Origin of the sequence: Aminobacterium sp. UBA4834 (genome assembly GCF_002400205.1) — a bacterium.
Classification (GTDB): Bacteria; Synergistota; Synergistia; order Synergistales; family Aminobacteriaceae; genus Aminobacterium; species Aminobacterium mobile.
This window is the reverse complement of the sequence record NZ_DHFC01000018.1, coordinates 254,949-281,562: the sequence shown is the minus strand read 5'-3', so window position 1 is coordinate 281,562 and position 26,614 is coordinate 254,949. Positions and strand designations below refer to the sequence as shown.

The following is a 26,614-nucleotide window of genomic DNA, read 5'->3' as shown; positions in this document are numbered from 1 at the left end:
ACTTTTGGAGGTACTCGAATGACAAAGCCTCAGGGCGAAAAAAATAACAACGGATCTGAACAGTGGACGGTGCGCGATGTTTTGGTAGCCATGTCTGGTAAGGGATATCCGGCCTATCTGCTGAAGTTTATAACAGACATACAGCTTTGGATGGAAGATATTCTGTCTGGAGAGGAATGTAAAGAAAGCGAAAGGGATATTTTGATGCCGTACCTAGAGGAACCCTTCGAGGTGGATATGGATAATTTGTACTCCCGCCTCGAATGGATAGATCAGTTCGCCGACTTGATTCCGTCTACGCGAAAACCTTCGGGACATTGTGATGCGGTAGTGTTGGCATTAGGGCCAGCTCAGTTTGAGGATGGAATTCGCATGGCTATTGACTATGCCTCTCTTTTTGGCCGTGAGGTGTGTCAGCGTGTCTGGCTTGTGAGCGATAGCTATATGATTAGCGACCTTCTTCGTTATTCGGCCCATATTAAGGCTCTTTTCAATCAGGGGATCGTGTTCCGCTTTGTTATGGTAACCCCATGGGGATGGACAGAAATCCCTATAGGAGAGGAGACACATCCAGGCGGTCGCTTGAACTGGAGGAACCTCCGCAAGGGGTCTCAGGAGGCTTCAAATGGCCCGAATGGTGAAGACGATCGGGCTCGATAAGGGGTTTGACTGGCTGATCTCTGCGTGATACAATCTCGCCGTTCGGGGCGTAGCGCAGTCTGGTAAGCGCGCCTGGTTCGGGACCAGGAGGTCGGAGGTTCGAATCCTCTCGCCCCGACCATAAATAAAAATAGATCCTGGCTGATATGGCCAGGATTTTTTTTAAGGGAAAAATTTAAATTGACTAATGCTGACTATTTTGCTAAAATCCGCAATGGAGGGAAATATTTTGGCTATCGATAAAATTGCGGTTAATAGAAAGGCACGCCATGATTACTTTATCCTCGATACTTTTGAGTGCGGTATTGTACTTACAGGTACCGAAATAAAGTCTGTGCGTGCGGGTAGAGTAAATTTAAAAGACAGTTTTGCTATGATCCGCAACGGAGAACTTTGGCTTATAGGAGTGCATATTTCCCCTTACGAAAAAGGAAGTTACTATAACCATGAACCTGAACGAGATCGAAAGCTATTGGTGCATAGAGCTGAGATTGTTCGGTTAAATAGTAAGGTTCGCGAAAAAGGTTTAACCCTCGTACCCTTGTCTCTCTATATGAAAAATGGACGGCATGCTAAAGTTGAACTGGCTTTGGCGAAGGGTAAGGCCGAACACGATAAGCGTGATGCCATTGCTGAGAAAGATGCAAAACGGGCGATGGCCCGGGCTATCAGGCGTGATGGAAGAGATTAAGGGGGCGACTGGTTTCGACGGCAAGATGGAGGGTCTGGAAGAGCGAGTCGAGGACTCCGCAACCTCGCTAAACGGCGGAACAACAATAAACGTCAACAATAATAATTACGCACTGGCTGCTTAGTTCAGCCACGTCTTCAGTAGATCAGTCACCGGTCTGCTGAAAGGCGTCACAATAAGGTGAATGCCTCGCGGAGAGTGTCTCTGGCTTTGCGAGAAAGACAAGGGGGCTTGGGAGCGCAGAATCCTGTTCCTGGGAGTCTGCATCCGACACTAAATCAGGAACTACACTCGTAGGGCTTCCATGGCTGGCCCTTGTCGGACGGGGGTTCGATTCCCCCCGCCTCCACCAATTATAAAAGACAAACCCGTCTCTTTGGGGTATTCCCAGGGTGGCGGGTTTTCTCTTTCTTCTCTCTGCACCGCCTGGTAGTTAAATGGCTTCCTTGGGAAGCTTTCACTCAAAGCTGCGCCCTTGACCTTCCTCTTCATAGGTTACTCCGTCACGGATGTGATAAATGCGCTTAAAGGTGGGGATTATTTTTTCATCGTGGGTAACCACAATAACGGCAGTCTCGAACCTTTGGGCCATATCGTTCAAGATTCTGATGACCGCCAGCGCACGCTCGCTATCAAGTGGGGCAGTCGGTTCATCGGCCAATATTACCGGCGGGCGATTGACCAAGCCGCGTGCAATGGCTACTCGTTGTTGTTCTCCGCCAGAGAGTTGAGAGGGCATGGCCTTGGCGCGGTGCTCCACATCAAGCGCTTTTAACAATTCTATTGCTTGTTGACGCGCTTCGGCGTTAGGTTTCCCCGCCAGCATAGGCAGCAGGGCAACGTTGTCGGTAACATCTAGGAAAGGAATCAGATATGGCGCTTGAAATACAAAGCCGATACGGTCTCGACGTAGCGCGCGAAGATCTTTGATTTTCCAGCCATCGTGATAAATAACATCATCCCCGAGCATCATTTGCCCGGCAGTCGGCTCTATCACAGCCCCTAAACATTTAAGCAACGTGCTCTTGCCGGAACCTGAAGGTCCAATCAGCCCAACAACTTCGCCTGGCGCAACATGCATGTTTACCATCTTCAATGCGTCTACAGCAGTATCGCCACTTCCATAGCGTTTTCTTAACCCCGAGATGCGAACGCCTTTACCCGTCATATTTAACCTCCTATGGCTTCAGCCGGATCGACCTTAAGAGCGACACGAATGGCTATAATGCTCGACAGAATGCAGATCATAATCACGGCGATAAAACCAAGGACTGAATCGAGAGGCTCTAGCAGCACATATTTGGGGAAAATAGGTGCCATCAACAGGGTCGCCGAGATCTTCCCAACCACAAAACCGATCAAGCCCAGCGCGATGGACTGTTGTACGATCAAACCGATAATGGTGCGATTCTTTGTGCCGATCAGTTTCAACACTGCGATTTCTCTTATTTTCCCAAGTGTCAGCGTGTAGATGATGAAGGCGACAATAACCGAGCTCACAATCGAAAGAATCACAAGGAACATCGCAATTTGCTTTGCCGAGGTGGCGATCAGCTTGCCGACAAGAATTTCCTCCATCTGATCTCGAGTGTAGACCGTCAAGCGCTTCCAGCGTCGGATCGATTCAGCCACTTCTTCTGGAGCATGGCCTGTTTCAATCCGAACTAAAATCGCATTGACGTAGGGGTTGGTACTTTGCGAGGCAATAACCGTATCAAGTAAACTAGGCATTCCAGGCTGGTTAAAAGCTGGATTTTCAGCTGTGCGTCGGCGCTGTTCTCGGATGGCGTCATTGTCTTTTAAAAACTGGGCTTCTTGGGCATCTTTAAGCGGGATAAACACCATCGGATCACCATTAGAAGAAACCATCCTCCTGGTCAGGCCGACCACGGTGTATTGGTTACGACGGATCTGGATATGTTCACCAAGTTTAAATCCCGAGGCGATATCAGCAACGGCCTCGTAATGGCTCCGAGTGATCTGACGTCCTGCTACAAGATAGGGTGGCCAGCCCGGCGTTCCTGCTTCTCCAGGTGTGACGCCGGTAACCATGACGCGCACATCTCTTTCTTCTTTGCTTTTGCGCACCTGCATAGTGAGATAGGTGATGTTCGCTGTCTGTTTCACTCCCGGCATGCCTCGTATCTCGCGCCAGATGTCGTCGTAGATGCTTGATGATTCAGCATAAGGACCAAGCGTGTCTTTCTGTACTACCCAGAGATCAGCACCGCTGTTGTCGAGCAGCACCTTAGCGTCATCCACCATGCCACGATAGATGCCGGCCATGGATAATGTAACGCCAATCAGGAGTCCAAGTCCCATGGCGGTAAAGACGAACTTTCCCCAAGAGTGCATGATATCTCGCCCTGCCAAACTGATCATTGCGTTACCCCCGGGATATGATCAACGATGCGAATTCGGCGGCGTTCGTTCAATGCGTTTTCGCTATAGATCACTACCTGGTCACCAATCTTGAGCCCTTCTTGTACCTGTACGAGGCCCTCCAAATCAGCGATTCCTAGTGAAACTGGAGTAAAACGAAGGTCACCATTTATGACTTGCCACACGCCTAATTTGCCATCAATATGATGAATGGCGGCGTTAGGGACAACTGGAGTTTCCGCAAGCGTTGGTAATGTAATCGTGACTTCGGCCAGCTCGCCGATTGGCGGCATAGGATCGGGAATGTGGTCGAATACAACTTTGGCCAATACTTCCTCAATTACCACATCTGCCAATGGCTCGACTCGCAGAACACGCTCTGTTTGCAGTTCACCTGCCTGGGAACGCAATGTGATCAGGGCTGATAAACCGGCGGCAAGACCTCGCGCACGAATTTGATCGAAGCGGACGTTGACCCACAGTGAGTACGGGGCGATCAATTCCACGACAGCTTGACCAGCAACTACGGTGGTTCCTGGATCGGCATTACGTGAAATAATCAATCCGTCAACTGGTGCAATCAGAGACAAATTACTGCGCTGCGCCTCTAGTGCCTCCCGCTCGGCACGTACACGGGAAAGCTCCTCACGTGCTGCAGTTAGCGCTGTTTCCGCAACCAACAGCTTTTGTCGTTTAGTGTCTGCTATCTCCTCACTGGCGAAACCCGCTTTAAGTAACTGCTCGTAACGTAAAGCCTGTGTTTTGGCATAATCCTTACGTACCTGCGTTTCACTTAAGAGAGCCGTTGCTCGCTTCAGGGTGGCATTTTGAGCCTTAATACGCTCATCAAGATCCACCGGATCCATTCCGCCAAGCGCTTGTCCCGCCTTGACATGTTCACCTACGTGTACATCCAAACGTTCGACCCGGCCCGCGAACGTTGGGCCAATCTTGTAGGTGTAACGAGCCTCAATGGTTCCAATACCGAATAGAGCAGGAGAGAGGCTCTTATTCTCGACTGTGGCCAACACAATTGATACTGGAGCAAGTGGCCCCGAACGCAAGGCCACATAGACAAAAAGCGCAAATAGAGGCACAAGTACAGCTATCAGTGCCAGTGTGCGTATTTGGAAAGGCAATTTTTTCATAGTGTATTCCTAATGCCTCGCTGGTAGATGCCAAAAACTTTTGGTGCATTGCGGCGCATATGGCTCACATCTCCAGCTATTAACGATTGCATGACCACCCCTTGAATAGAGCCTACGAAAAGTGTAGCTGCAGCTTCGCTATCAAGCTTTCCGTCAAGCTCTCCACAGTTTTTACCTTGTTCAAAGAAATGATTGAGGCGCTCTTTATAACGCATGGTAAGCGTTTGTGCCATCTGCTTGGGAACGGTTTCTTCAGAACGTTGCAATTCACAAAATAGCATACGTGGAATACCAGGATGCTCTGTTATAAAGTCCACATGTGCCATAAACATGCTTTCAAGAGCGGCGAGAGGAGAGGCTTTTGCGTGTACCGCCTTGTCGATGCGAGACATTAATCGCTCGGCTACCCATTCCATAACTGCTCTTAAGATGGCATCCTTGTTGGGGAAATAACGAAAAAGTGCACCTTGAGTCAATCCCATGTGTTTGGCTATGGCGGCTGTGGTAATTTCGCTCGGATTTTGTTCGCCAGCCAACTCGATCACCGCTTCTACCGTCATCACCCGTCGTTTCTCTCCCGAAAGATATTTGCTTGATGAGCTCATGTAAACCTCCATAAAAAAGTAATTAATTACTATTTTTTATCATGAAGGGGGGATTTGTCAGGCGTTTTTTAAACCTATTGTTGCTGGAGGGCGGCCTTCTTTGCGATCTGCTCCGCACCTTTTTCAGCACATTTCCATTTCTTTCAGTCAGCGGCATAGCATTTTGAGCACGGTGTATAGCCTTTTGCTTTTGCTTCCCAAAGTGAAACTTTCGATTTTTGTGAGATCGAACCGTTCTTGGCTTCAAGAGTTGGTGTCGATATGTGGACTTTCAGTCGAGCTTTATGGCAATATTATTAGGTTTATTGTGGTGTTGCGCGATTATTTTTTGATTCAGCTTTCTCAAATCCCCTCGTCTCACCGGATAGAGCTTTGTTGTTGATTAAGGTCGTGCGATAATCTTTGCAATAGCGTTTTTTTGTTAGGCGTCTTTTGCAAACGAGGGGTGGGGCAATATGGATTCTAAAGATAAGGTATGGGCGCATGTTCTAAACTTGGAAGATCTCGACGGTAGATTCCCTACCAGTAGTGCAGAATCCACGCACGTAAGAAGGTTTTCATGATTATTCGGGAGATACACGCCAAGAGCATTCTTTCAGCCTCAAAAATTTACCCTTATGTCATTAACCCCTATGTCGGCTGCCAACATGCCTGTACATACTGCTATGCCCGGTATATGAAAAAGTTCACTGGTCACAAGGAACCATGGGGTACGTTCGTTGACGTGAAGGTCAATGCTGCAGAGTTGCTGCAAAAAGAAATATGCAAGAAAAAGAAGGCGACAGTTTGGATCAGCGGTGTCTGTGACCCGTATCAGCCCTTAGAGAGAAGATATGAACTCACCAGGCAATGTTTGCAGATATTAATTAGCGAAGATTGGCCCGTGGTGATCCAGACCCGATCTCCTTTGGTTCTTAGAGATATGGATATACTCAAAGAAGCAAAAAACGTGGAAATAGGGCTTACTATAACAACTGCAAATGACGATATAAGAAAATTGTTTGAGCCTGCCGCGCCATCTATACCAGAGCGAATCAACGCTCTTATTGAATTACATCGGCAGGGAATCCGGACCTATGCAATGATTGCCCCGATTCTTCCAGGTGCGGAAAAACTGATTAATCTGCTGACAGAGGCTGTTGACTACATTTTGGTGGATCGCATGAACTACCACTATGCGGATTTTGTCTACAAAAAATACAGTTTGGAAGAGTATATGACGGAGGAATTTTTCGCTCGGGTAAGCCAGCAAATCAAGTCAGATTGCTTCCGTTTGGGTATTGAGTGCTCGGTAGTTTTCTAAGGAATGCCCGATCATAGTAGTTGCGTGTACTTACTACAGGCACTTTTGCTGTTTGGGTGTTCGCACTCATTTGGTCAGAATTGCATAGGCAATCCGTTCTTTATATATAAAATGTTTTTGTTATTGAAATCTCTTGTTTTTTAAATTATTATTGATATTGATTATCGTTATCTAAGTACTTATAAAAGGAGGTTTTGTTTTGAAGACCATCGAAGAGGCAGTTGCGGTTTATTTTCAAGATCTTAAAAAAGGATGCAATAATCTTATCAGTTGCGACCAGTTGAAAGAGCTTATGAGTAGAGAAGATGTTTATATTCTTGATATTCGGAAGCCAGAGGATTTTGAAAAAGAACATCTGGAAGGCGCTATCAATGTTTTTTGGAGTGAGGTAGGAGATCATCTGGATGAAATTCCGAAAGATAAAAAGGTGGTTGTCTGTTGCTATTCAGGTCAATCTGCAGGGCAAGTCGTGTCTCTTATGAGGTTGTTAGGTTATAATGCGTGCTCTCTAAAGGGTGGTATGCAATGTGATTTGACCTACCTACCTTTAGAAGCACATTGCTGTGACATACAAACAGAGACGTGTTCGTCTTGAGGCATTTAGATATATTTCTCCGTGGGAGAAATGAATAAACACATTGTTCAGCACCTCAATGTTAATCAATAGCTAAGTAATTTGAGAGGAATGGGTTCGACACTTCGGTGCTTAGGCGCTTGGGTACCATCGGGCTCATTCCTTTTTTATTTGTTTATAGCCCATCTTTCTGCCTCGCCGGAAATAACTTGAGGTACAATATATATTAATTTGCATATTTGGTGCGTGTTTACGTCTTTGCCATGTGATTATGCCTTTATCACGTGCTCGTGCCTGTGGCGGCCTGGACAAAAATATGCGTAAGAAGAGGCTGAGAATGTAAAATCCTCAGCTATAATTCAAAGAGAAACCGTGGCTGGTCCCGTTGGGGCGGTGCTGGCGGTTTCTTTAGTACTGTTTGTGGTGGCATATTCGACTGACTCGGTTACTCTGGCAGCTTCAGCTACCTTGGCCGCGACGGCTTTGTCAGCAGTTTCAGCCGCATCAGCAGAAGAGACTACTTCAATTACTTCATAGGAGGAAGCCCAATGAAGATTCTTCATACATCAGACTGGCACCTGGGACGCTCCCTTTACGGGCGCAAACGCTACGACGAGTTTGCCCAATTTCTAGACTGGCTCGGCACAACTATCGAAGCCGAAAATGTCGATGCACTGCTTGTCGCCGGAGATGTTTTTGACACGAGCACCCCCAGCAACCGCGCTCAGGAGCTTTACTACAACTTTCTCTGCACAGTCTCCCGTTCCTGCTGCCGGCACGTTGTCATCATTGCGGGAAACCACGATTCCCCCTCCTTTCTGAATGCCCCCAAAGAGATTCTCAAGGCCTTGAACGTCCACGTTGTGGGTTCCATAACAGATAACCCTGAAGACGAAATTATCGTGCTGAGAGATAGGACCCAAAAGCCGGAAGCCATCGTCTGTGCGGTTCCGTACCTTCGGGATAAAGATATTCGCGTTGTCGAGGCTGGCGAAACAATTAAAGACAAAAATGACAAGCTCATCGAAGGCGTTGCAAATCACTATGAAGTCGTCTGCCACATCGCAGAGCAAAAGCGCGCCGAACTCAAGGAGAGTAGCGACATAGACATTCCTATCATCGCTATGGGGCACCTTTTTACGGTCGGGGGCGCAACGGTGGACGGAGACGGTGTCAGAGAGTTATACGTCGGTTCTCTGGCTCATGTGGCGGCCGACCGCTTCCCTCCATCCATCGACTATTTTGCGCTGGGACATCTCCACGTCCCTCAGCGTGTGGGAAATACTGATCACCTCCGTTACTGTGGCTCTCCCATCCCTATGGGCTACGGTGAGGCCCGTCAAAATAAAAGGGTGATTATTGTTGACTTCAACAGCACGACGCCAGACGTTCGGGACATTCAGGTTCCGTGCTTTCAGCCTTTGGAACGCATCGTGGGTTCCCTTGATGAAATAGAGTCGAGAATTGAGGAACTTAAGGGGCAGGGCAGCTTTGCGTGGCTTGAGATCGACTATACGGGCACGAGCATCGTGGGGAATCTGCGGGAGGTCATGGAAGAGGCCATCTTGGGCAGTTCCATGGAAATTAGGCGAATAAAAAACAGGCAGGTTATGGAAAATGCCACTCTGGCTCTTGAAGAAAACGAGACCCTCGACGATCTGACAGTGAACGACATTTTTGAACGCTGCCTCGACGATCACGATGTTCCTCAGGAAGAGCGGGAAGAGCTTGTCACAGCGTACAACGAAATAGTCAGGTCTCTTTATGAAGACGACGTTAATGCGGAATAAGGGGGCTGGACATGAAAATTCTTGAACTCCGATTTAAAAACCTGAACTCTCTCTACGGAGAGTGGCGAATCGATTTTACAGATCCAGCGTATATGACGCACGGCATCTTTGCGATCACGGGGCCGACGGGCGCCGGCAAATCCACCATCCTTGACGCAATCTGCCTGGCTTTGTACGGGGCAACTCCTCGACTCGGGCGGATCACAAAGAGCGGCAACGAAATCATGTCTCGTCAGACGGCGGAGTGCTTTGCAGAGGTTGTTTTCGAATCTCAGGCAGGGCGTTTTCGTTGTTTCTGGGAGCAGCATCGCGCCCACGGTAAGATTGATGGAAACCTCGTCGATGCACATCATGAGATCAGCGAAGTGAAAGACGATGGGCCAGGCACAGTTATCGAGTCGAAAAAAAGCCTGGTTCCGGGCGTTATTGTAGATAAAATTGGAATGGATTTCGACCGTTTCACCAGGTCGGTTCTCCTTGCGCAGGGCAGCTTCGATACCTTCCTGAAGGCCAACCCGGAGCAGAAGTCAGAAATACTTGAACAGATAACTGGCACCGAGATTTATTCTGAAATTTCACGACGTGTCCAGAAGCGTCATAGTAGCGAAAAAGATGCGTTAGGCCTGCTGGAAGCCGAGGCTTCTGGCATTGAACTTCTCACTCCCGAGCGGGAATGCGAGATTGGGCACGAGATAGCCGAAAAACGAGAAGAAGAGACCACCCTCGCCGCTCAACGGGAGGAGACGGAGCGCGCCCTTTTGTGGCTGAAGGATATAGAAACACTTCATGGAGAGATCGCTTCTCTCGCTGAGGAATCCGCAAAGCTCGCATCCGAAATGGAAGAGTTCCAACCGGAGCGAGAGCGCCTTGACCATGCCCAGAAAGCGGCCGAACTTGACGGCGAATATGCCAGACTGGCAGAGGTTCGGAAGGTTCAGAGCGATGATAGCGCCTCGTTGGAAAAGCTGGAAGAGGAGCTTCCCGGGCTTGAGGGTTCCTTTAAAGAGTGTGAAGAGAGCTTGAAAAAAGCAGAGCAGCAGACCCAAAAGGCCAAAGAAGAGCTGAACCAAGAGGTTCCTCTCATTAAAAATGTGCGTTTGCTCGACCAAAATCTCGCCCTGAAAGGGGAAGATGTGGAATCGTGCGCCAAGAAGTGTACGGGGATTGCCGAGGCGATTGAGGCAAAGGAGAAGGAGAGGGGCGTAAAGGAAGCGGAACACAGTAGAGCCGGCGAAAAGTTGAAAGGTGTTCATGAATACCTTGAGACCCACTCCGAAGATGAGTGGCTGGTAAGCGGTTTGACGGGAATAGAAGAGCAGTTGACCTATCTTCTTGACAAAAAGAAGGCCGTGACCCAGAAAGAGGCGGAGGTACGACAAGTTCAGGCAGACCGTGTCACCTGTTGCGAAAGGCTGGCGGAGTGTGTCAGAAAGAATGACGTTCTCAAAAAGCAGGTTGAAGAGACTGTCAAGGCTCACGAAGAGACGCAAAAAGAGCTTGAAACTCTCTTGGCAGGGCGGTTACTTCGAGAATATCGCGCCGAAAAAGAAGCCCTGCTGCGTGAAATGAACCTCCTCAAAAAGATAGCGCAACTTGAAGATTACAGAGCCCAACTTGAGGACGGCAAACCGTGCCCACTCTGTGGAGCTACGGCCCATCCCTATGCTGAGGGGAATATTCCTCTCCCCGATGGAACGCAGAAAAGGATCAATGAGCTGACGGGGCTTATAGAAGCGGCAGAAGCTTTGGGCGAGGACGTAAAAGAGCGTGAAGCAGCTGAGCGGGAGTCCACGAGCAAACTAAAAGAGTTGGAAAGCGATGTTCGGCTCGTTACACAAGAGAAGGAAAGGGCAGAAAAAGATCTCTCAGACTTGAATGAGACGCTACAAAAGATGAGAGACGACTATGAGCGCTTAAAGGTAACTATATCAGAGAAACTGCACCCCCTCGGCGTCGATCTCACATCAGAGACAGACATCTCTTCATTGCGTGGGGCGTTGCACGAACGGCTTGAAGCATTGCAGACCCATGTCGATGAGAAGGAAAAAGTAGAAAGAGAGCTCTTTCAGCTTGAAAAGACGTTGGGTAAGCTTGATGGTGAAATTGAGACGCAGAAGATGGATTTGGCAGAGAAAAAGCAGGCCTTACAGTCGGCTCAAGATGGATATACGAGCGCAATGGCTGAGCGCCAGAATCTCTACGGAGATAAAGACCCCGACAAAGAAGAAGAGCGTATGAGCCAACAGATTGCCAAGGCTGAGGAGGCTGAGAGAGAGGCACGAAATCGGCTTAACCTAGCGCAACAGATGCTGACCGCAACGAAGGCAAGCATAGAGTCGCTCAGTACGAAGATTGGGGAGAGAGCGTCGCTGCTTGACGAGCTCGAATCGGCGTTTCATATCTCTTTGCATGCGGGTGGGTTCTGCGACGAGGCGCGGTTCCTGCAGGCTCGCCTTACATCTTCGGAACGGGCGGCGCTGGCAAACAGGGCAAGGAGCCTCGACAACCGGCAGACGGAACTCAAGGCCAAAGAGGAAGACCGCAAAGAGCGTTTGGCGGCTGAAATTGCCAAAAAGGTGACAGATGAGGGGCGTGAAGAGCTTGAGCCCCAATTTAGGGAGTGGGAAGAAAAACTGAGGCTTCTTCGTGACGTTATTGCGGGGTTGAAGCAGCAGCTTGCCTTGAACAGCCAGGCCAAAGAGCGCATGAAAGAGAAGCAGGGGGCTATTGAAGAGCAGAAAAAAAAGTGCAATCGGTGGGCTAAACTGCATAGCCTGATAGGGTCGTCAGATGGCAAAAAGTATCGGAATTTTGCGCAGGGGCAGACCTTCAAATTGATGGTGTCTCATGCCAATCGGCAGCTTGCCAAAATGACAGATCGCTACCTTTTGATACAAAATGAGGAACAACCGCTGGAGCTTGATGTTATCGACAACTACCAGGCGGGGGAGGTCAGATCGACGAAAAACCTCTCTGGTGGAGAAACCTTTATTGTGAGCCTTAACCTGGCCCTTGGACTCTCGAAGATGGCGAGTCAGAAGGTGAGGGTCGATTCTCTCTTTCTGGACGAAGGGTTTGGAACGTTAGATGAAGATGCCTTGGAAACCGCTCTCGAAACCTTAGCTGGCTTGCAGCAGGAAGGAAAGCTGATCGGCGTGATTTCACATGTATCCGCGCTGCGAGAGAGGATCAGCACGCAGATTGAGGTGGAGCCGGTGTCGGGTGGGAAGAGCAGACTGACGGGCCCGGGATGTTGCGAGGGCGCGTAGGGCTGCTATAAAGGCTATGGAAGAGGCCGAAGTGGCTAAAGCGGCCGGAGCCGGAGCGGCTTTTTAGTAGATAATGCAGGCGTTACCGGTCTGCTTGAAGTTAAAAAACAAAAGAGAAGGAGTGGATCTCGATAAGGGGCTGTTCCTTCTTTTTTAGTTTTTGCTGCTCATGAAATGGCTTCTACGAGCCACAAAACTTTTTGCTGATCGTATATAAGCCACAAATTCCCTTGCTGCTCATAAAAAGAAATATACGAACTGCAAAGTATCGCTTTTATTCAGGGAAACCATTCTGCTCAAAATATAAGCGCAGAAAAATTCCCGTACCTCTTCGCCCTTACCTGCAAAATAATTTTCTAAATGTCGCTTGCCTCGAAAACTTCAAAGAGAAGTTTCCTTTTCAGGCTTCCCCATGCTTTAAATTTTTGTACTGAAATCCCCAAAGAGAAAACTTCCTTTCATGGTTACTTTTCCCACTCAAAACTCCAAAAACTTTTCACTTTTTGTTTTTTCAATGCCACGAGCACACTTATACATATAGAGAGACTCTATTTTTTAAAAATATTGGCGAGTTTGAGCGTCGGGAATTTTTTGAGCAGCATGTCGAGCCACAGTTCGGGCAGATATAGGCCCGAGCTTCAGATCCAACATCAAATTGAATCACAGGCCGAATGTAGATTCGAATTGCTTAAACCGCCTGAACTGCTTGAACGCCGGAAATATTTCAAGCTCACGGAGAGTTTCTCGTGGCTGCATTGTCTCAGTTACGTGGCAATTCATTAGAAAGAGGGGAAGTTTTGTGGCAGACCAGACACTTCTAAACGACACTCGTGATTTTTGGTGGACGTGTGTAGACCGGTGCATCATTCGTGATAAAGACCTTTCTCCTATCGACAAAACCGTTTACGCCGTTCTTTGCAGCTTTGCGTCTACGTATGAGAGAAAATGTTTTCCTAAAGTGGCAACAATTGCCGCATATGCGAGGTGTTCCGTGCGCTCCACTCAAGAGAGCTTAAAACGACTGCAATCGAAAAAATATTTGAGGAGAACTCCTCGATACAAAAATAAGCTTCAGCTCTCTTCGGAATATACACTCATTGGCCACCGAGCGAGAAATGCATCTCCTACAAGGGCGCATGACGTACACCAGGGGGGTGCGCCAAAGGCAGTGGCGGAACTAGAATCACTTGAACTAGATACTTCTCTTTCAGAGAAGAGAGAAAAATTCTCTCCAGAAGCGCGTCCTTCAGGTGGCTTGTACGGAACATCAAACGCAAAATCCCAACCAACCGCTTCCACGCAATATATTCCTAAAGCGACAGTGGAACTGGAAGAAGTTCCTCAAGTAATGCGTGCAACGGTGGAGTATTTCCTACTCAAAACGGGAAGGAAGGAAATTACCCCACAAGAACTTTCCGCACTCAAAGTCCTCGAGAAAATTCATGTACCCGCACGTGTGAACCATGAGATCGCAAGGGCGGTGGCACGATATGAAAAGCTGAACCGTCCGCTCCACAGCCTGACTCTTGAATACATTTACGAAAGCTTGAAATATCAAACATCGAGGCGAAAGGGCGAGTCTGAAACTCAAGAGGTTTCCACATCTGAAGATCCATATGAAAAGCAACGATCGGCCGACTTGAAAGAGTGGGAGGCCAGGCGGCAGGAGGCCTTGATTGAAAAATACGGAGGTGAGTTGCCATGACAAAACGAGTTCTCTCGTATGTGCGGCGACTTTTCAAAAATCCATCTATAACGAAATCGGATTTATATGGCTCCATGGGAGATTTCAGACAGGCTGAAGAGCAGCAACTGTTCTGTGCCAAATGTCCGGGAATCACATTGTGTAAATATAAGGGGCTCCGATGGTCGATTTCAGTGAAAAAAATCTTTAGACGGCAGATTATTGTAGCTGAGGTGGGGAATTGTGTGAATCGCCAGAGGGAAAAACGACAGCGGGAAACGGAACAACTCATTCGGGCGAGCAAGATCCCAGAGGCCATGAAACGCTGCACTTTCGGTACGTTCATAACGGCCGGAGACCCCATGATCAGGACGGCGAAGGGGTTGGCAATGGCGAGTGTGGAAGACGGCGCCTCCTTAATTCTGGGTGGAGGAACTGGCGTGGGGAAGACCCATCTTGCCATCGCTATGGTGCAAAAAACGGTCAGTCGAGGGAAGGCGGCTCTATTCGTTCCGGTGGTAGATTTGCTCGACGAAATTCGGTCAGGCTACAATGAAGGAACCGCAGACGCGATTCAACAGGTGGTGAAGGATGCGGATTGCGTGGCTCTCGACGATTTGGGGGCGCAGCGGTCTACAAGCTGGGTAAGCGAGAGGCTTTTTTCTGTTATCGACGCGCGATACAGGTCGGGGAAACAGACGATCATTACCACGAATGCGTGCTCTATGTCGCAGCTTGAGAAGATGTTGGGGGAAAGAGGCGCGCGGATTGTTTCACGGTTGGCGGAGATGGCGCAGCCTCTGTTTATCAAGGCCCGGGATTTCAGAACACGCAAAAATGTGCAGCAGCGCCTTCCTGTTGGGAAGTAGCGGTATGGTTTGTTTTAAATCATGCAATGGTGGGGGCGGGGTGTGAAAATGGCGTTTCAGCTTTAATATCTATACCGAGTTCTTGCGCAATTGCAACTTGAAGCATCAAACTATAATTTTTTATTCCCGCTTCTTTGGCGGCACGATCCATCCATGCAGGTATTGTAAGCGTCTTTTTTACGCTGTACTCTTTTACAGATGCGCGAATGAGTGGCATCCAAACATCAACAAGTACGCAGATTGTTCCTTTTTTCTGTGGCAAATTTTTAATAGATGACGGAGCGGGAATTGATTCGCCATCGACTTCCATGCCGTAGATATGTAGCCCCAACGCCTCTTTTGCGCATTTGATAGCATCTGTTTCGTCTTTACTTACCGTAACGCACCCAGGCAAATCGGGGGATGTTACTCCCACTTGATTTTCTTCATAGTGAAAAGTGCTGAGTAAATATAGCGGTCTGCCATTGTCTTATTCCTCCTCTGGGGCAGGAATCATTACTTGAGTCGTATTCCTGCTTGTTTCTCAATACTTTTTAGTAAGGCTCCTGAAATATCTTTCTCTGGATGTTTTACCGTAACGTTCCCTTTTTTGTGAGGGTGTTTTAATTGGACAGGATCTCCAATGGAAGCAACCTTCTCCCATCCTTTTGCTTTCAGTATGGCAATGTTTTCTCTTGATGATATCGTACGACCCAATCCACAGCCACCTTTTTGGTACTCTTATTGCAATGCATCAACACGTATTGTCAATACATATTAATACTTTACAATACATTTTGATACTTTTTAATACGTACCAAAATGAGGCATGATTTGCTATATTCCTACCTTTGAGAGGACTATAGTTCTGACATAATGTAAATTTAATTTGAGCTAGAGTTAGGGAACGTGACCATATTTTGAACTTAATAGAGGGTTAAAACTCGTCTCCTTCACAACTTATAGCTATTTTTTGTATAAAATCTGGCTTCATAACGTCAAGCATGTCTTTATGCTTATCAAATGTTTCTTTCAATGTAGAATAAGGAATAAATTTGCATATTTTGGGGAGCGGCTTCTTCAATTTTGCAAAAGTAGGCCTCATGATTTCCCCGAAAACCTTATCTTGCCTTTCATCTGGCGCGACCAGAAAAAGCTTTATATTGATATTAGGTTGCATGCATATAAGATCCGACATTCTCAGCAAGCCGGAATATATGGACGTCGTGTGTTCCACCTCAAAAGTGGCCTCAATAGAATCTCCTTGAAGCCAGAGAACATCAATCAGCTGAATTGTTCTATTGGTGGCATCATCAAACTGATTCGGCAACTCGGTTCGCATACCTTTTATATCCTTAAAGAGTTTCCCGTCGAACTCCTTGTTTTTGTCATTTCGCGCTACCCATACATCTAAACCAAGCCTAGAGCCAATCTCAAGAAGCAACCATTGAATTTGTTCATGGGTAACATTGTTTCCATCAGTTTTTTGAATAGACTTCAACTCGGGCGAATGAGTCTCTTCATTGTTTTCGGTTTCCGGTATCGTTACAATTCCGTTCTTCGTTTCATACGTTTTAGGTGCTCTAAAATACTTCTTTTTATCAAAATCTATCGGTACAGGATTATTCTTTGCCTTGATAATTTCTTTAATAATCAATTCACCATCGTGCGGATGAAATTTTTGTGGTGAACCTCTAAGGAACCCACCCCAAGCGCTTGATGACGTCAGTTTTTCGTAATCGAGATGTTCTATTAAGTTACGTGGAACAGCTGTCTCGGGAGTAAGTTTATGAACAACTTTGACATTGAATCGGACGGGGAATGGTTGATTTTCCCATATCGGTTTATCGTCAATAAAAGCCTCTGATGTCACTTCTAAAACCCCAATAAATCTCTGAACGCCAGTTATGTAGCAAATAAAGTAATCTCCAGGTTTGACCCTTTTACATGTTGTTTTACGTGTTTCCCTGAAGCCGGAAACGTTACCACCGGCCTTAAGAAACTCTTCCCAAGTCTTTCCAATAAATAAATTTAACCAATACGATCTCCCCATATAGATAGATCGCCATCCTTAAAATAAGTTGCTTATATTTTTGTTGTTTCTCTTCAATTCGATGTCAAAGATTAAAGGGTACACAATACTTAAAAACAAATCACATCTATCCAGTTAAAATATTAAATTAATTGATATAAATAAGCAAGGAAACTCTGGGTAAAATGAAAACGCAACGCTCTTTTATTGCTTCTTCAGAAGTTAGGGCGGTACATTATGGCAGATTGGTTGCAAGTTGGTCTTTTATGCCTTTTTAAAATTAACTTGACATTCCTGTCCGCCATGTAATAATAGAGTCAAATTTTCATATAGAATGCAGTTTTTAAAAATGTTTTTATTATTATTTTGTTAAAAAGAAAACAGTCGTTTATGAGTCAATATAATCATTGTTTTTATGAGTGTTGAACTTAGTGCCCACGATTGTATGCTAAGCTTGTTATTGGGTTTCTTATTGTTTTAATCGGAGGGGAATTGTGAATGGAAGAGATGGAAATACTCATAGGGAAACGCATAAGAGAGCAACGAAAAAGTCACAAAATGACCTTACAAGATTTAGCTGATAAAGTTGGCATATCAAAAGCAATGCTCTCCAAGATCGAACTAGGCAAAGTAAGCACCCCAATTTCAACTTACTCGAGAATTGCTAAAAATTTAGAGATGTCTTTAGCTGCCCTCATTAGCGAAACTAGCTCTGGTTTCCTTCTTATTCGCAAAGATGATAAAAAGCCCATCTCATCGAGAAAGACAAGTAAGGGATATCGCTATGAAATGCTTGGTGATGCTTGGCATAATAAAATGTGGAGCGCATACTTAATTACTTATTCAGCTGGAACAGCCGAAGAAAACCCGAACTTCATACATAACTCTGATGAGTTTATATATGTTTTAGAGGGGCAAATGCATTTTTATTATGAAAGCAATACATTTATCCTTTCTTCTGGAGATTGTATTTTCTTTGATGGGAACAAATCTCATGGAGGAAAGGCTTATGGTGGGAAACAATGTAAAGCTCTTCTTATTTTGACACCAACAAGTTAACCAATAAGTCGTAGAAGAAAAATCTTCTACGACTTATTGGTTAATATATTTAGACGATTTTCTGTAGAAGTTTGCTAAACTGCATATAGTGTATCTATTTCTTTATAACTGTACGAGCGATGACATAGCGATCAAGAACATCTTCTAGCAAACTGATACCAAGGCCAGGAGATGCTGGGGCATAAACTCTGCCGTCTCGAATTAAATCGCTAAAGGTAGTAATATCTGCCTCTAAACGTAGCGGTGAGAAATAAGCATGACCATACGTATATATATTTTCAGTGGCAAGAGCCATATTTAGAGAAGCTGCTTGTGTTATTCCTTCTTCTAACATAGAATTAAATAAAATGTTGATTCCATTATTTCTTGCTAGTTCAATAATTCTCATTGACTCTTTTATTCCACCATTCTTACAAACTTTAACACTAAAAACATCAGCAGCGTTAAGACGAATTATATTCTGAGCACACTCAAAAGAAGTGAGACTTTCATCAACGGAAACAGGGACATCGCAACACCTACGTAACTCTGCCATTCCTTCTATATCTTCCCCAAGTAATGGTTGTTCAAATAGAACTGGATTTGCCTCTTGGGCAATAGAAATAAACTTTTTAGCAGAAGCAAGATCCCACCCTTGATTCGCATCAAGAATCAAGGGGTAGTCTGGCCCTACAACTTCTCGGACAGCAAGAACACACTGAGCATCTTGAACAGGATTACGACCAACTTTAATCATTAAGGAATGGTAGCCCTTAGTTTTTGTTTTCATAGCAGCATTAGCAGCTTCTTCGCATGTTTCTCCTCCAATGCCTCCCATAATAGGTAAAGACTCATATAAATTCCCCCCCAGCAAATGATAAACAGGCATCCCTGCCTCTTTGCCAAGAATATCGTAACAAGCTATATCAATAGCTGCTTTAGCCATATGATTTTCACGCATAACAAAATTCATGATTTTGTGTAACTTAAGGATATTCGTTGATTCTTCTCCAAGAATTGCAGGTGCGATATTATGTTTTAGAACAGCAGCGACGGTCTCCGGTGTTTCAGATGTAAAGCCAGCCCATGCATCCGTTTCTCCGTAACCAACGGTGCCGTTATCAGTATAAATTTTTACAATTGTAGGGTGTGTAAACTCCACCACGCCATATTTTCTTGACAGTTTATATGGATCTTTTAATGGAATTTTTGTTTCAATAATTTCGATTGAATTTATCCTCATTATTATCATCCTTTCAACAATTATGGTGGTGAAGGATCTTTTTTAATTATTTTTTAGCGAATTAACCCTGCAAGACGAGGCAAATAAAGAGAGAGAGGTTCCCAATATGTTGTGGCCAAAATAACTGGGACATAACAACATCCTATAAATATCATTATAGGTTTCATCATTTTGTTAACAGCAACCTTTCCTGTTTTAGCCCCCATATATAGAATGCCAGCCATAGGAGGAGTTAACATTCCTACTCCTAAATTAACTCCGATAATAGCTGCAAAATGTATGGGATGAATGCCAAGCTTTAAAATAACAGGGTAAAGCAACGGTGTTACCAAAAGTATCCCACTCAGTGCATCCACAATCATCCCAACAAAAAGAAGAAACACGTTAATGAGAAGCAAAAGGACATATTTGTTATCAGAAAGGCTCAATAAGATAGTGGAAACTGCATGTGGAACTTGCTCCATCGTGTATATTCTGCTTAAAATTGCTGCAAAGAACGTCATAAGCATCATCGTACCAGTAGCAGTAACAGAGGAACGAAGAGATAATAATATTTTCCCAAACGAAAGCTCGCGATATATAAAAAGGCTTAACAAAATTGAATAAATAACAGCAACAGCAGCTGCTTCGGTTGGAGTCATGACCCCCCCATAGATCCCTCCTAAAATAAGTACTGGAAGCAACAAAGCTCCGAGGGCAGTTTTCGTTTTTTCTCCAATGAGAGCAATCTTTTCTCTAAAAGAAACATTCGGGAGCGTTCTGACAGAAGGCATTTTTTTAACAAGATAGACGTTAACGAAACTTAAAAGCGCTGTTAAAATTAACCCTGGTATCACTGTTGATAGGAAACAAGCTGCAACGGATTGACTGGTTACAAATGCATACATGATCATAGTGATACTGGGAGGAATCAATGTGCTTAGAACAGAGGAAGCAGAGATTAGGGCTGCCGAATAACCTCTGGGATATCCATGTCGTTCCATTTCAGGAATCATTATGGTACCAATAGCGATTACCGAAGATGCAGCTGCCCCAGAAATCGCACCGAAAACAGCAGATGTTACACATGCCACTATACCTAGCCCACCTGGAATTCGACCTGCAAAAGCATTAGCAAAATCGAGTAAACGGCGAGCAATGCTACCCTCCGTTACGATGTAACCAAGGGCAATAAAAAAAGGCATGCTAAGAAGGGTTACCGAATTTAGGCTAGTAAAACCTATAGGTAAAAGAAAAGAAGGATCCATTCCTTTTGCAATTTCTAAAAAAATTATAGAGACTAAAAAACCAAACGGTATTGGCACGCCAGAGAAAATCATGAACGCAAATATAACTAAAGAACAAACAATTATCCAATCCATGAGTCAATCTCCTCTCTAGCGACGAGTAAATTTTCAGGTACATGACGATCCATAAAAGCAGCTTTAAACCATTGAAAGGACTCTATGAAAAAATAGAAACTCATTAATGCTAATCCGACAAAAATACTCAATTGGAAAAAAAACACAGGATAGGTACTTCCTAAAAAAGTGGCTCTCGATTGCTCATTCATTACCCAACCCCACTTAACATATTTATAAGCCCATGACAGGGAATAAAAAGCTGCTAAAGCGGAAATTAGGCTTGTAATTGCATGTGATTTGGCGTAGTTAAGTTTATTTTTAAAAATAAGTTGAGAAAGATCTGCCGAAATATGACTTCTTTCATAGGCACCGTATGAGCCACCAATAAAGTAAAGCCAAAAAGCAACATAAGCTGCTAATTCTTCTATACCTATTAAAGGAGTTTCGAAAAAGTAACGCATAATAACTTCAATAAAAACTGCTATCGTCGAAAAACATATTGATAGAAGCATCACAACTCTTTGGGCTCGTAGCATAAAATGCCAAAAAGACAAAAAGACTTTTTTCATGCTAACTTCTCCCTTCAATAAGGAGACCCCGAGAATATCCTAATCGCGAGATCTCCTTAAATATACTGATTTATTTTGTAATCCCAAGCCCAGAAAGCGCTTTATCCATTACTTCTTTACCCACAACATTTTCCATAATTGGCCATGTATTTTTACGTACTTTTGTAGCAATTTTCTTAAGTTGTTCATCGGTAGGGATAATAACTTTTATACCAGCCTCACTCATTTTTCCCATATAAGATTTGTCTTCAGCTTCTGCAATTGCAAAACTTGTATCGGCGTATTTTTGAGCGACTTCTTTAACTATTTTCTGAAGGTCAGGAGAAAGAGCTTCCCAAGCTTTTTTATTCATATAGACAAATGAGTGTTGGAAGTGAGTATTATACTGAACCCAAGTTTTAGTTATATCAAGGAAAGAAGCATAAGTATTATATGGTTGACCACCAATTTGAGAATCGATAAGCTTAGTCTGAAGAGCTATATAAATTTCTCCCCAGGGCACAGAGGCAGGTATGAATCCTAATTGTTGTGCAAGAGATTCGAAAGCCTGATTTCCAGCAGGGACACGCATTTTATAGCCATGTTTATTAGCATCAGGATCAACAAGATCAAAATCAGGGGTATCAGCAAAACCAGCGCCACCAAATCCCTCTGCTACAACAGCAAGAGCCTTAAATCCTACTTTTTCCATTTCTTCAGACAGAATATTAAAAAGGAAAGGATCTGCGCCAGTAAAAGCTTTTCGAGCTTCATTCCAGTTCATGACACTGTAGGGAAGAACACGGATCTGAAGTGCTTTATTATATACTGGAGAGACAGGAAGAATGCCAATTTGTATAGAACCACGCATCATTTGTTCTGACATTTCCATCCAATCTCCCAGCTGCCCTGCTGGGAAAAGAGTAAATTTTATTTGACCATTGCTTCTTTCTTCTATTTCTTTAATCATATCTTTTGAAAGGTTGTCTACCATGGAATCAACTGGCAAATAGTGTACCCACTTCCAATTAACCGCGGCTAAAGACATAGTAGAGAATAGTACTAAAAAACAAACAACCAGAACCAAAAGCGATAAACGTTTCTTCATACCAATCATCTCCCTATCTTTTCTAAATTTATATTCCTAATTGGACGACTAGAAGGCCCTATATGCTAGGCTAGTTGCCGCATGTTAAGCACATATCTACCAATTTGATTAAAACTAAATCATCATTTCTATAATCTCTTGTGAACTTTTCCCTTCAATTCCAATTGAATTTAACGTGGTACCCTGTGTCCAATAGTTGGTACCATGAAGCTGTGATGCCAAATCAATGATAGTATCGCAGCGTGGAGAGGGGGTTCCAATCTGTTTAGCCAGTCTTGCTATTGGCATGATAACGCCTGGTACGTCCTCTGTTATATAACGACTCTTCACATTTTGCCCGATAAGGTCAGCATACGGAGTTTCAGCACTGTTAACGTACTCATATAGATTTTTTGTATCGTTTTGACCATAGTATAATTTCATAAGATCCAAAGCTGATGTTAATGTAAATCCTAAATTTGAACCGATTGAAATTCTTTCTTGATCGAGATATTCCATCTGTTCACTGATTAATGGTGTAATACCGTCTATATAGTGCCTAAACGTAGTGGGATTTTTCTCTATCTGCCCGTAGTTCAGAAGCAGCGGGTAAGGGTGCATTACAAAATTAGCGTTCGAAAAGTCTAGCGCAAGTATATGCTCCGCAGGAAGAAAACTAACATAACCATCAAAAATATCATTCAGAAACTTGCGTACTTCGGGGCCGACTGATAAAGGAGTACTAGCAATGTGAATAGAAAATTTTCTTTTAAATATAACAACAGTGTCGAAATTTTTAATCCGGCAAGCGTAAGGCATTGTTTCAGTTGTTGATATATATATTTTTTTATTACAATGCTCATCAAGCATCATTTTTTTTAGGCGATAGGCCGCAAAATTACTTGGAACTACGATAACGTGTTGTCCATCTTCAAGATAGGGGATCATTTTCCTAAAAATAGGTTTGTGTGCAAACGAAGGAACAATAACAAGAATACAATCTGCTCCTTTCATAGCATCCTCGATATTCATAGTAACTCCAGCAAGTTTTCCCCCTAATTGGATATCACCCTCAAGAAACATTTCTTTCTTTTCTTTTAGCTTTAGATAGTCTTCAGTAGCTTCGAGAGGTTCCCACATAACTACAGAACACCCTTTTGCTGCTATTTGAGCACACCAAGCTCTGGCGCCATTTCCACTTCCAAGAACAGCAAATTTCATTTTAAAATTGCCTCCTTAGTAAAGCATGTTTGAACAGCAAGTAAAATAAAACAATTTATTCAAAGCGCATATGCAGAATAGTTCAATTTTATTAAAAAGTCAACTAACATGAAATTTTTTTACTGTAGTGATACTTATTACTTTATAAAATATTTTGATTACAATGAAAGAGTGGAAGGAGTTCATTTTAGTGACAAATATATGTTTCTGTTTACGCTCGATTTTGCCCCAACTATAATTCTGCTTTAACTTACAGTTACAGAATAAAAAAGTTTTTTCTCCAAATGGACAAGTAAGGCTTATTTACCTTATGGATCTACAATTTTGGATGAATAGAAGTTTATAATGTGAAAAAACACATTTATTCACAAGAAAAACCCAAACAAATCATGATTTTTAAAAAAATAAAAAAACAGCTAATCCTGATGAGGACAAGGGCTAGCTGGCTAGTATGTACCTAAGCGGTGATTATTAGTCAATTACAGCGTAATTCAATTTTGCTCTAGTGCTTGATACACGGAGGAATTCTTATTATCTAGCTGTAACGGATCATCAAAAATTATGTGAAAAAGTATAGTGAAATAAAAAGTCTTGATGGTGTGAGTGTTATAAATAGAATTCATTTATCGTAGCTTTATGCTCATGTTTCATATAACCTTTTGTGAGGGGTTATAGTCTTCTCCCCGATAACGTGATAAAGAGAATAGTGGAAATCCCAGTTAATCTGTTTGGTTCCCGCCATTTCAAAAATGAATGGGCTCAATAACAGCTACAGGACAGAAGTATCGGCTTTTGAATTGGCTGAAGAAAGCTCGTATATTTTCCCTTTTGATGCTTTTCCGTCCATTTCTCTTCTTCCATGTAACCGTTCCTGATTGTAATATTTTACCCATTTTGTAGCGAGAGTCATAAAGGTTTTATGAGATGCAATATAGGGAAGCACAGGGATGGGGTCAGTACGGTGGCTCTGTTCCATAAAGCCCTGGGGCTCTTTCTGTTGTTCCTCCGGAAGATGTTGCTGATTGTGTATAGGGAGAAAGTCAGGCTGAAGATGCGGGCCAGTTTCTTGGCAAGTCGACGAGTACCCATGTTTGTATTCTTCTGAACTTCAAGAACGATAGCCTCCATATGAGGCTGTGTTCTTTTTGAATGGGATGGGATGATCGTGGTCCCCTTTTTCCTTTTTTCATGAGATCAGTTACGACTTCTAGTGCTGCTGCAGAGTTCTCAGATCGCTGTAAGCGTTGGTATAACGATGTCATGGTGGGTTACCTCCAGTTTCCTTTGTCTTGGTTGTGTGAGCAACACCAGCATCAGGAGAGGTGTCCGCCTTTTTCATTATCTATTTCACTTTACCTAAGTAAACGAAAGTGAAGTGGTACAACAAGCGTAAAGTGTTGTTGGCGATAAACGATAGGTTGAAAACTTCCGATATTTTCTGGTTTTCATTATTCCACGAGATTAAACATGTTTTGCAAAAAAGAATAAAGTTAACCATTGTAACAGATGATAATGTTTCATTGGCAGAAAGTCTGATTCAGAGATTAGAGCTTGAGGCTGATGGATTCGCAAGAGATATTCTTATCCCTAGAGAAAAATATTTAGAGTACATACAAGAGGGGATTTTTACTGAGCAGAGCATAAAACAGTTTGCGGAAAAAGTTGATATAGATCCAGGTATTGTGCTTGGACGTTTACAGAAAGACAAATATGTACCTTATAGTTATTTCAACAATTTAAAAATAAGGTATGAAATACAATTAAATTTCTCATCTACAGCCTGCTAGCTCGTTTCCAAAACAGGTAGCAAAATTTACGCCACCCAAAATATGGAAGAAACCTTCAATTAAGGATGTGAGTTGTTTAAAAAGGCTGAATATAGATTAAAGTGGTTTATAGTTATAATATGAGGGCAAAGAAGGGGGGTAGTATAGCGTGTTACGCATTAGGGAAATGCTTGAGTTTCCCTGTTTAAAAGGGTCTATAGTTTTGGCAGGACAACAAGGGCTTGATAATCCGGTTCGTTGTATAGATGTTATAGAAGTGCCAGATGCAGACCAATGGGTGACACCTGGCACTTTTTTTCTTACAACTGCTTATGCCTATAGAGAAAATATTTCACGTCTAGCACAACTAATTAAACTTCAGGCAGAAGGAGGTGCTTCTGGCATAGGAATAAAAGTAGGACGTTTTATACAGGCTTTGCCGGAAGAAGTACTCAAAATATCTGAGCAAGAAGCTTTCCCAATGATCCTTCTGCCCCCAGAATTGCCGTATGTTCCTGTAATAAAAGAAGTTATGTCACAGATATTTGAGAGGGAACAATTCTTAAAGAGATCTTTAAATAAACAGGAAATATTGCAGTATATGCTGAGAGAAAGCGTTTCTGAAAAAGAAAAGCTGGACTTTTTCCGTCAACTAAATCTCTCTCTGTCTGATCAATGTTGTTTCATATTATTTGAGTTCCCAGACAATAGAGGTGTAAATGACATTTCTATTTGGGAATTTGTTGAAAAAACGAGGTTGAAGAGAAAAGATTTCTTTGCTGTTCAACTTGATAATATTATTGGTCTTCTGTTTATAGTGTGCGATGAGTCAAGTTTTGTGGACGTGAAAAATATAGCACGAAGAGTGTCTTCATCGTCTCAAAGTGAATTAGGGGCATATTATGTAAGCGTAAGTGCCCTTCATTTTTTAGAAGAAGGTATAAAGGAGGCATATAAAGAGGCTTGTTTTTCCTTAAAAATTATAAAGAAGCTTATGATTTGGCAATCGAGTTTTGCTGATTTTGATAGCCTTCATTATCTTTATTTTTGGTATACACATCCTAACCGTAAAGACCTTATTCACACGAGTCGTTTGATTTTAGAACCCGTTCTGGCCTATGACGAAAACAATAACAGCTCTTTGTTACAAACGCTTAAAATTTTTTTGCTTATGGATTGCAATCAGAAAAAAGCTGCTGAAGAGTTGCATTTACACAGAAATTCGTTGCGTTATAGATTAAACCAGATAGAAGGAATTCTTGGTACTGACGTTTTTTCCGGTTTCAAACTACAGCGGTTGTTTTTTGCGCTGATCACATATGCTCTCCTCGAAGATGAGAACCCTACATAAGTTTTGTGCATTGTGCATAGAGAACGTTTTT

25 protein-coding genes, 1 tRNA gene and 1 other RNA gene are annotated in these 26,614 nt (G+C 43.7%); 14 read left to right on the top strand and 13 right to left on the bottom strand.

Annotated features, from left to right (window positions below):
- Positions 1-18: 18 nt before the first annotated feature.
- The 4 genes from B3L97_RS07885 (at position 19) to ssrA (ending at position 1,703) form a co-directional block, all read left to right on the top strand.
- A complete protein-coding gene (locus B3L97_RS07885; protein WP_024821919.1) occupies positions 19-660 on the top strand; it encodes a hypothetical protein in 642 nt (213 codons plus the stop codon).
- Between the two features lie 43 nt (positions 661-703).
- A tRNA-Pro gene (locus tag B3L97_RS07880) sits at positions 704-781 on the top strand.
- Between the two features lie 108 nt (positions 782-889).
- Positions 890-1,351, top strand: a complete 462-nt coding sequence (smpB, locus tag B3L97_RS07875; RefSeq protein WP_024821920.1) for an SsrA-binding protein SmpB — start codon at positions 890-892, stop codon at positions 1,349-1,351.
- Positions 1,352-1,703: a transfer-messenger RNA gene (ssrA, locus tag B3L97_RS07870) on the top strand.
- A 105-nt stretch (positions 1,704-1,808) separates the two neighbouring features.
- Here ssrA and B3L97_RS07865 read toward each other — a convergent pair.
- Genes B3L97_RS07865 through B3L97_RS07850 form a run of 4 tightly spaced genes read right to left on the bottom strand, consistent with a single transcriptional unit; the run spans position 1,809 to position 5,486 of the window.
- Complete coding sequence (locus tag B3L97_RS07865; RefSeq protein WP_024821922.1) at positions 1,809-2,519, bottom strand: ABC transporter ATP-binding protein; 711 nt, start codon at positions 2,517-2,519, stop codon at positions 1,809-1,811.
- Positions 2,520-2,521: 2 nt separating this feature from the next.
- Positions 2,522-3,733 carry an ABC transporter permease gene (locus tag B3L97_RS07860; protein ID WP_286934755.1) on the bottom strand — a complete coding sequence of 404 codons (1,212 nt, stop codon included), beginning with the start codon at positions 3,731-3,733 and terminating at the stop codon, positions 2,522-2,524.
- Entirely contained in the window at positions 3,730-4,881 is a 1,152-nt protein-coding gene (locus B3L97_RS07855) for an efflux RND transporter periplasmic adaptor subunit (protein WP_286934753.1), read from the bottom strand. Before B3L97_RS07855 ends, B3L97_RS07860 begins: the two co-directional genes overlap by 4 nt.
- The gene (locus B3L97_RS07850; RefSeq protein ID WP_286934752.1) at positions 4,878-5,486 is read right to left on the bottom strand and encodes a TetR/AcrR family transcriptional regulator; all 609 of its coding nucleotides are present in this window, start codon (positions 5,484-5,486) and stop codon (positions 4,878-4,880) included. Before B3L97_RS07850 ends, B3L97_RS07855 begins: the two co-directional genes overlap by 4 nt.
- 559 nt (positions 5,487-6,045) lie before the next feature.
- Between B3L97_RS07850 and B3L97_RS07845 the strand changes: the two genes are divergently transcribed.
- From B3L97_RS07845 to B3L97_RS07815, 7 genes are all read left to right on the top strand, one after another.
- Entirely contained in the window at positions 6,046-6,789 is a 744-nt protein-coding gene (locus B3L97_RS07845) for an SPL family radical SAM protein (protein ID WP_286934750.1), read from the top strand.
- Between the two features lie 199 nt (positions 6,790-6,988).
- A complete protein-coding gene (locus B3L97_RS07840; RefSeq protein ID WP_024821928.1) occupies positions 6,989-7,384 on the top strand; it encodes a rhodanese-like domain-containing protein in 396 nt (131 codons plus the stop codon).
- A gap of 351 nt (positions 7,385-7,735) precedes the next feature.
- Positions 7,736-7,900, top strand: coding sequence for a hypothetical protein (locus B3L97_RS07835; protein WP_286934748.1), 165 nt, complete (start codon positions 7,736-7,738; stop codon positions 7,898-7,900).
- A gap of 11 nt (positions 7,901-7,911) precedes the next feature.
- A complete protein-coding gene (locus B3L97_RS07830) occupies positions 7,912-9,153 on the top strand; it encodes an exonuclease SbcCD subunit D C-terminal domain-containing protein (RefSeq protein ID WP_286934747.1) in 1,242 nt (413 codons plus the stop codon).
- 11 nt (positions 9,154-9,164) lie between these two features.
- Positions 9,165-12,422, top strand: a complete 3,258-nt coding sequence (locus B3L97_RS07825) for an AAA family ATPase (RefSeq protein WP_334104070.1) — start codon at positions 9,165-9,167, stop codon at positions 12,420-12,422.
- A 799-nt stretch (positions 12,423-13,221) separates the two neighbouring features.
- On the top strand, positions 13,222-14,127 hold the full coding sequence (locus tag B3L97_RS07820; protein WP_286934744.1) for a helix-turn-helix domain-containing protein: 906 nt from the start codon (positions 13,222-13,224) through the stop codon (positions 14,125-14,127).
- Entirely contained in the window at positions 14,124-14,975 is an 852-nt protein-coding gene (locus B3L97_RS07815; protein ID WP_286846935.1) for an ATP-binding protein, read from the top strand. Before B3L97_RS07820 ends, B3L97_RS07815 begins: the two co-directional genes overlap by 4 nt.
- Positions 14,976-14,994: 19 nt before the next feature.
- Here the strand turns inward: B3L97_RS07815 and B3L97_RS07810 are convergent, their stop codons facing one another.
- The 3 genes from B3L97_RS07810 to B3L97_RS07800 all read right to left on the bottom strand — a co-directional run bounded on the left by B3L97_RS07810 (position 14,995) and on the right by B3L97_RS07800 (position 17,007).
- Positions 14,995-15,369, bottom strand: coding sequence for a type II toxin-antitoxin system HicB family antitoxin (locus tag B3L97_RS07810; protein ID WP_286934742.1), 375 nt, complete (start codon positions 15,367-15,369; stop codon positions 14,995-14,997).
- 101 nt (positions 15,370-15,470) lie between these two features.
- Positions 15,471-15,671, bottom strand: coding sequence for a type II toxin-antitoxin system HicA family toxin (locus tag B3L97_RS07805; protein ID WP_211235516.1), 201 nt, complete (start codon positions 15,669-15,671; stop codon positions 15,471-15,473).
- A gap of 220 nt (positions 15,672-15,891) precedes the next feature.
- Complete coding sequence (locus B3L97_RS07800; RefSeq protein ID WP_286846930.1) at positions 15,892-17,007, bottom strand: EVE domain-containing protein; 1,116 nt, start codon at positions 17,005-17,007, stop codon at positions 15,892-15,894.
- A 477-nt stretch (positions 17,008-17,484) separates the two neighbouring features.
- On the opposite strand from B3L97_RS07800, the gene B3L97_RS07795 reads away from it, so the two are divergent.
- Complete coding sequence (locus B3L97_RS07795) at positions 17,485-18,045, top strand: helix-turn-helix domain-containing protein (RefSeq protein ID WP_286846929.1); 561 nt, start codon at positions 17,485-17,487, stop codon at positions 18,043-18,045.
- 94 nt (positions 18,046-18,139) lie between these two features.
- Here the strand turns inward: B3L97_RS07795 and B3L97_RS07790 are convergent, their stop codons facing one another.
- The 6 genes from B3L97_RS07790 to B3L97_RS10035 all read right to left on the bottom strand — a co-directional run bounded on the left by B3L97_RS07790 (position 18,140) and on the right by B3L97_RS10035 (position 24,442).
- Positions 18,140-19,267 carry a mandelate racemase/muconate lactonizing enzyme family protein gene (locus B3L97_RS07790; protein ID WP_286846926.1) on the bottom strand — a complete coding sequence of 376 codons (1,128 nt, stop codon included), beginning with the start codon at positions 19,265-19,267 and terminating at the stop codon, positions 18,140-18,142.
- Positions 19,268-19,320: 53 nt separating this feature from the next.
- A complete protein-coding gene (locus B3L97_RS07785) occupies positions 19,321-20,628 on the bottom strand; it encodes a TRAP transporter large permease (protein ID WP_286846924.1) in 1,308 nt (435 codons plus the stop codon).
- On the bottom strand, positions 20,616-21,179 hold the full coding sequence (locus B3L97_RS07780) for a TRAP transporter small permease (RefSeq protein ID WP_286846921.1): 564 nt from the start codon (positions 21,177-21,179) through the stop codon (positions 20,616-20,618). The genes B3L97_RS07785 and B3L97_RS07780 overlap by 13 nt, the downstream gene beginning before the upstream one ends.
- Positions 21,180-21,249: 70 nt before the next feature.
- The gene (gene dctP / locus B3L97_RS07775; protein WP_286934741.1) at positions 21,250-22,275 is read right to left on the bottom strand and encodes a TRAP transporter substrate-binding protein DctP; all 1,026 of its coding nucleotides are present in this window, start codon (positions 22,273-22,275) and stop codon (positions 21,250-21,252) included.
- Between the two features lie 105 nt (positions 22,276-22,380).
- Positions 22,381-23,466 (bottom strand): NAD/NADP-dependent octopine/nopaline dehydrogenase family protein, encoded by a 1,086-nt coding sequence (locus tag B3L97_RS07770; RefSeq protein ID WP_286846917.1) that lies wholly within the window; start codon positions 23,464-23,466, stop codon positions 22,381-22,383.
- A gap of 769 nt (positions 23,467-24,235) precedes the next feature.
- A complete protein-coding gene (locus B3L97_RS10035) occupies positions 24,236-24,442 on the bottom strand; it encodes a hypothetical protein (RefSeq protein ID WP_333593006.1) in 207 nt (68 codons plus the stop codon).
- Positions 24,443-24,836: 394 nt separating this feature from the next.
- On the opposite strand from B3L97_RS10035, the gene B3L97_RS07760 reads away from it, so the two are divergent.
- The gene (locus B3L97_RS07760) at positions 24,837-25,253 is read left to right on the top strand and encodes an ImmA/IrrE family metallo-endopeptidase (RefSeq protein WP_349679279.1); all 417 of its coding nucleotides are present in this window, start codon (positions 24,837-24,839) and stop codon (positions 25,251-25,253) included.
- Positions 25,254-25,401: 148 nt separating this feature from the next.
- Positions 25,402-26,583 (top strand): PucR family transcriptional regulator, encoded by a 1,182-nt coding sequence (locus tag B3L97_RS07755; protein WP_286846913.1) that lies wholly within the window; start codon positions 25,402-25,404, stop codon positions 26,581-26,583.
- Positions 26,584-26,614 lie beyond the last annotated feature (31 nt).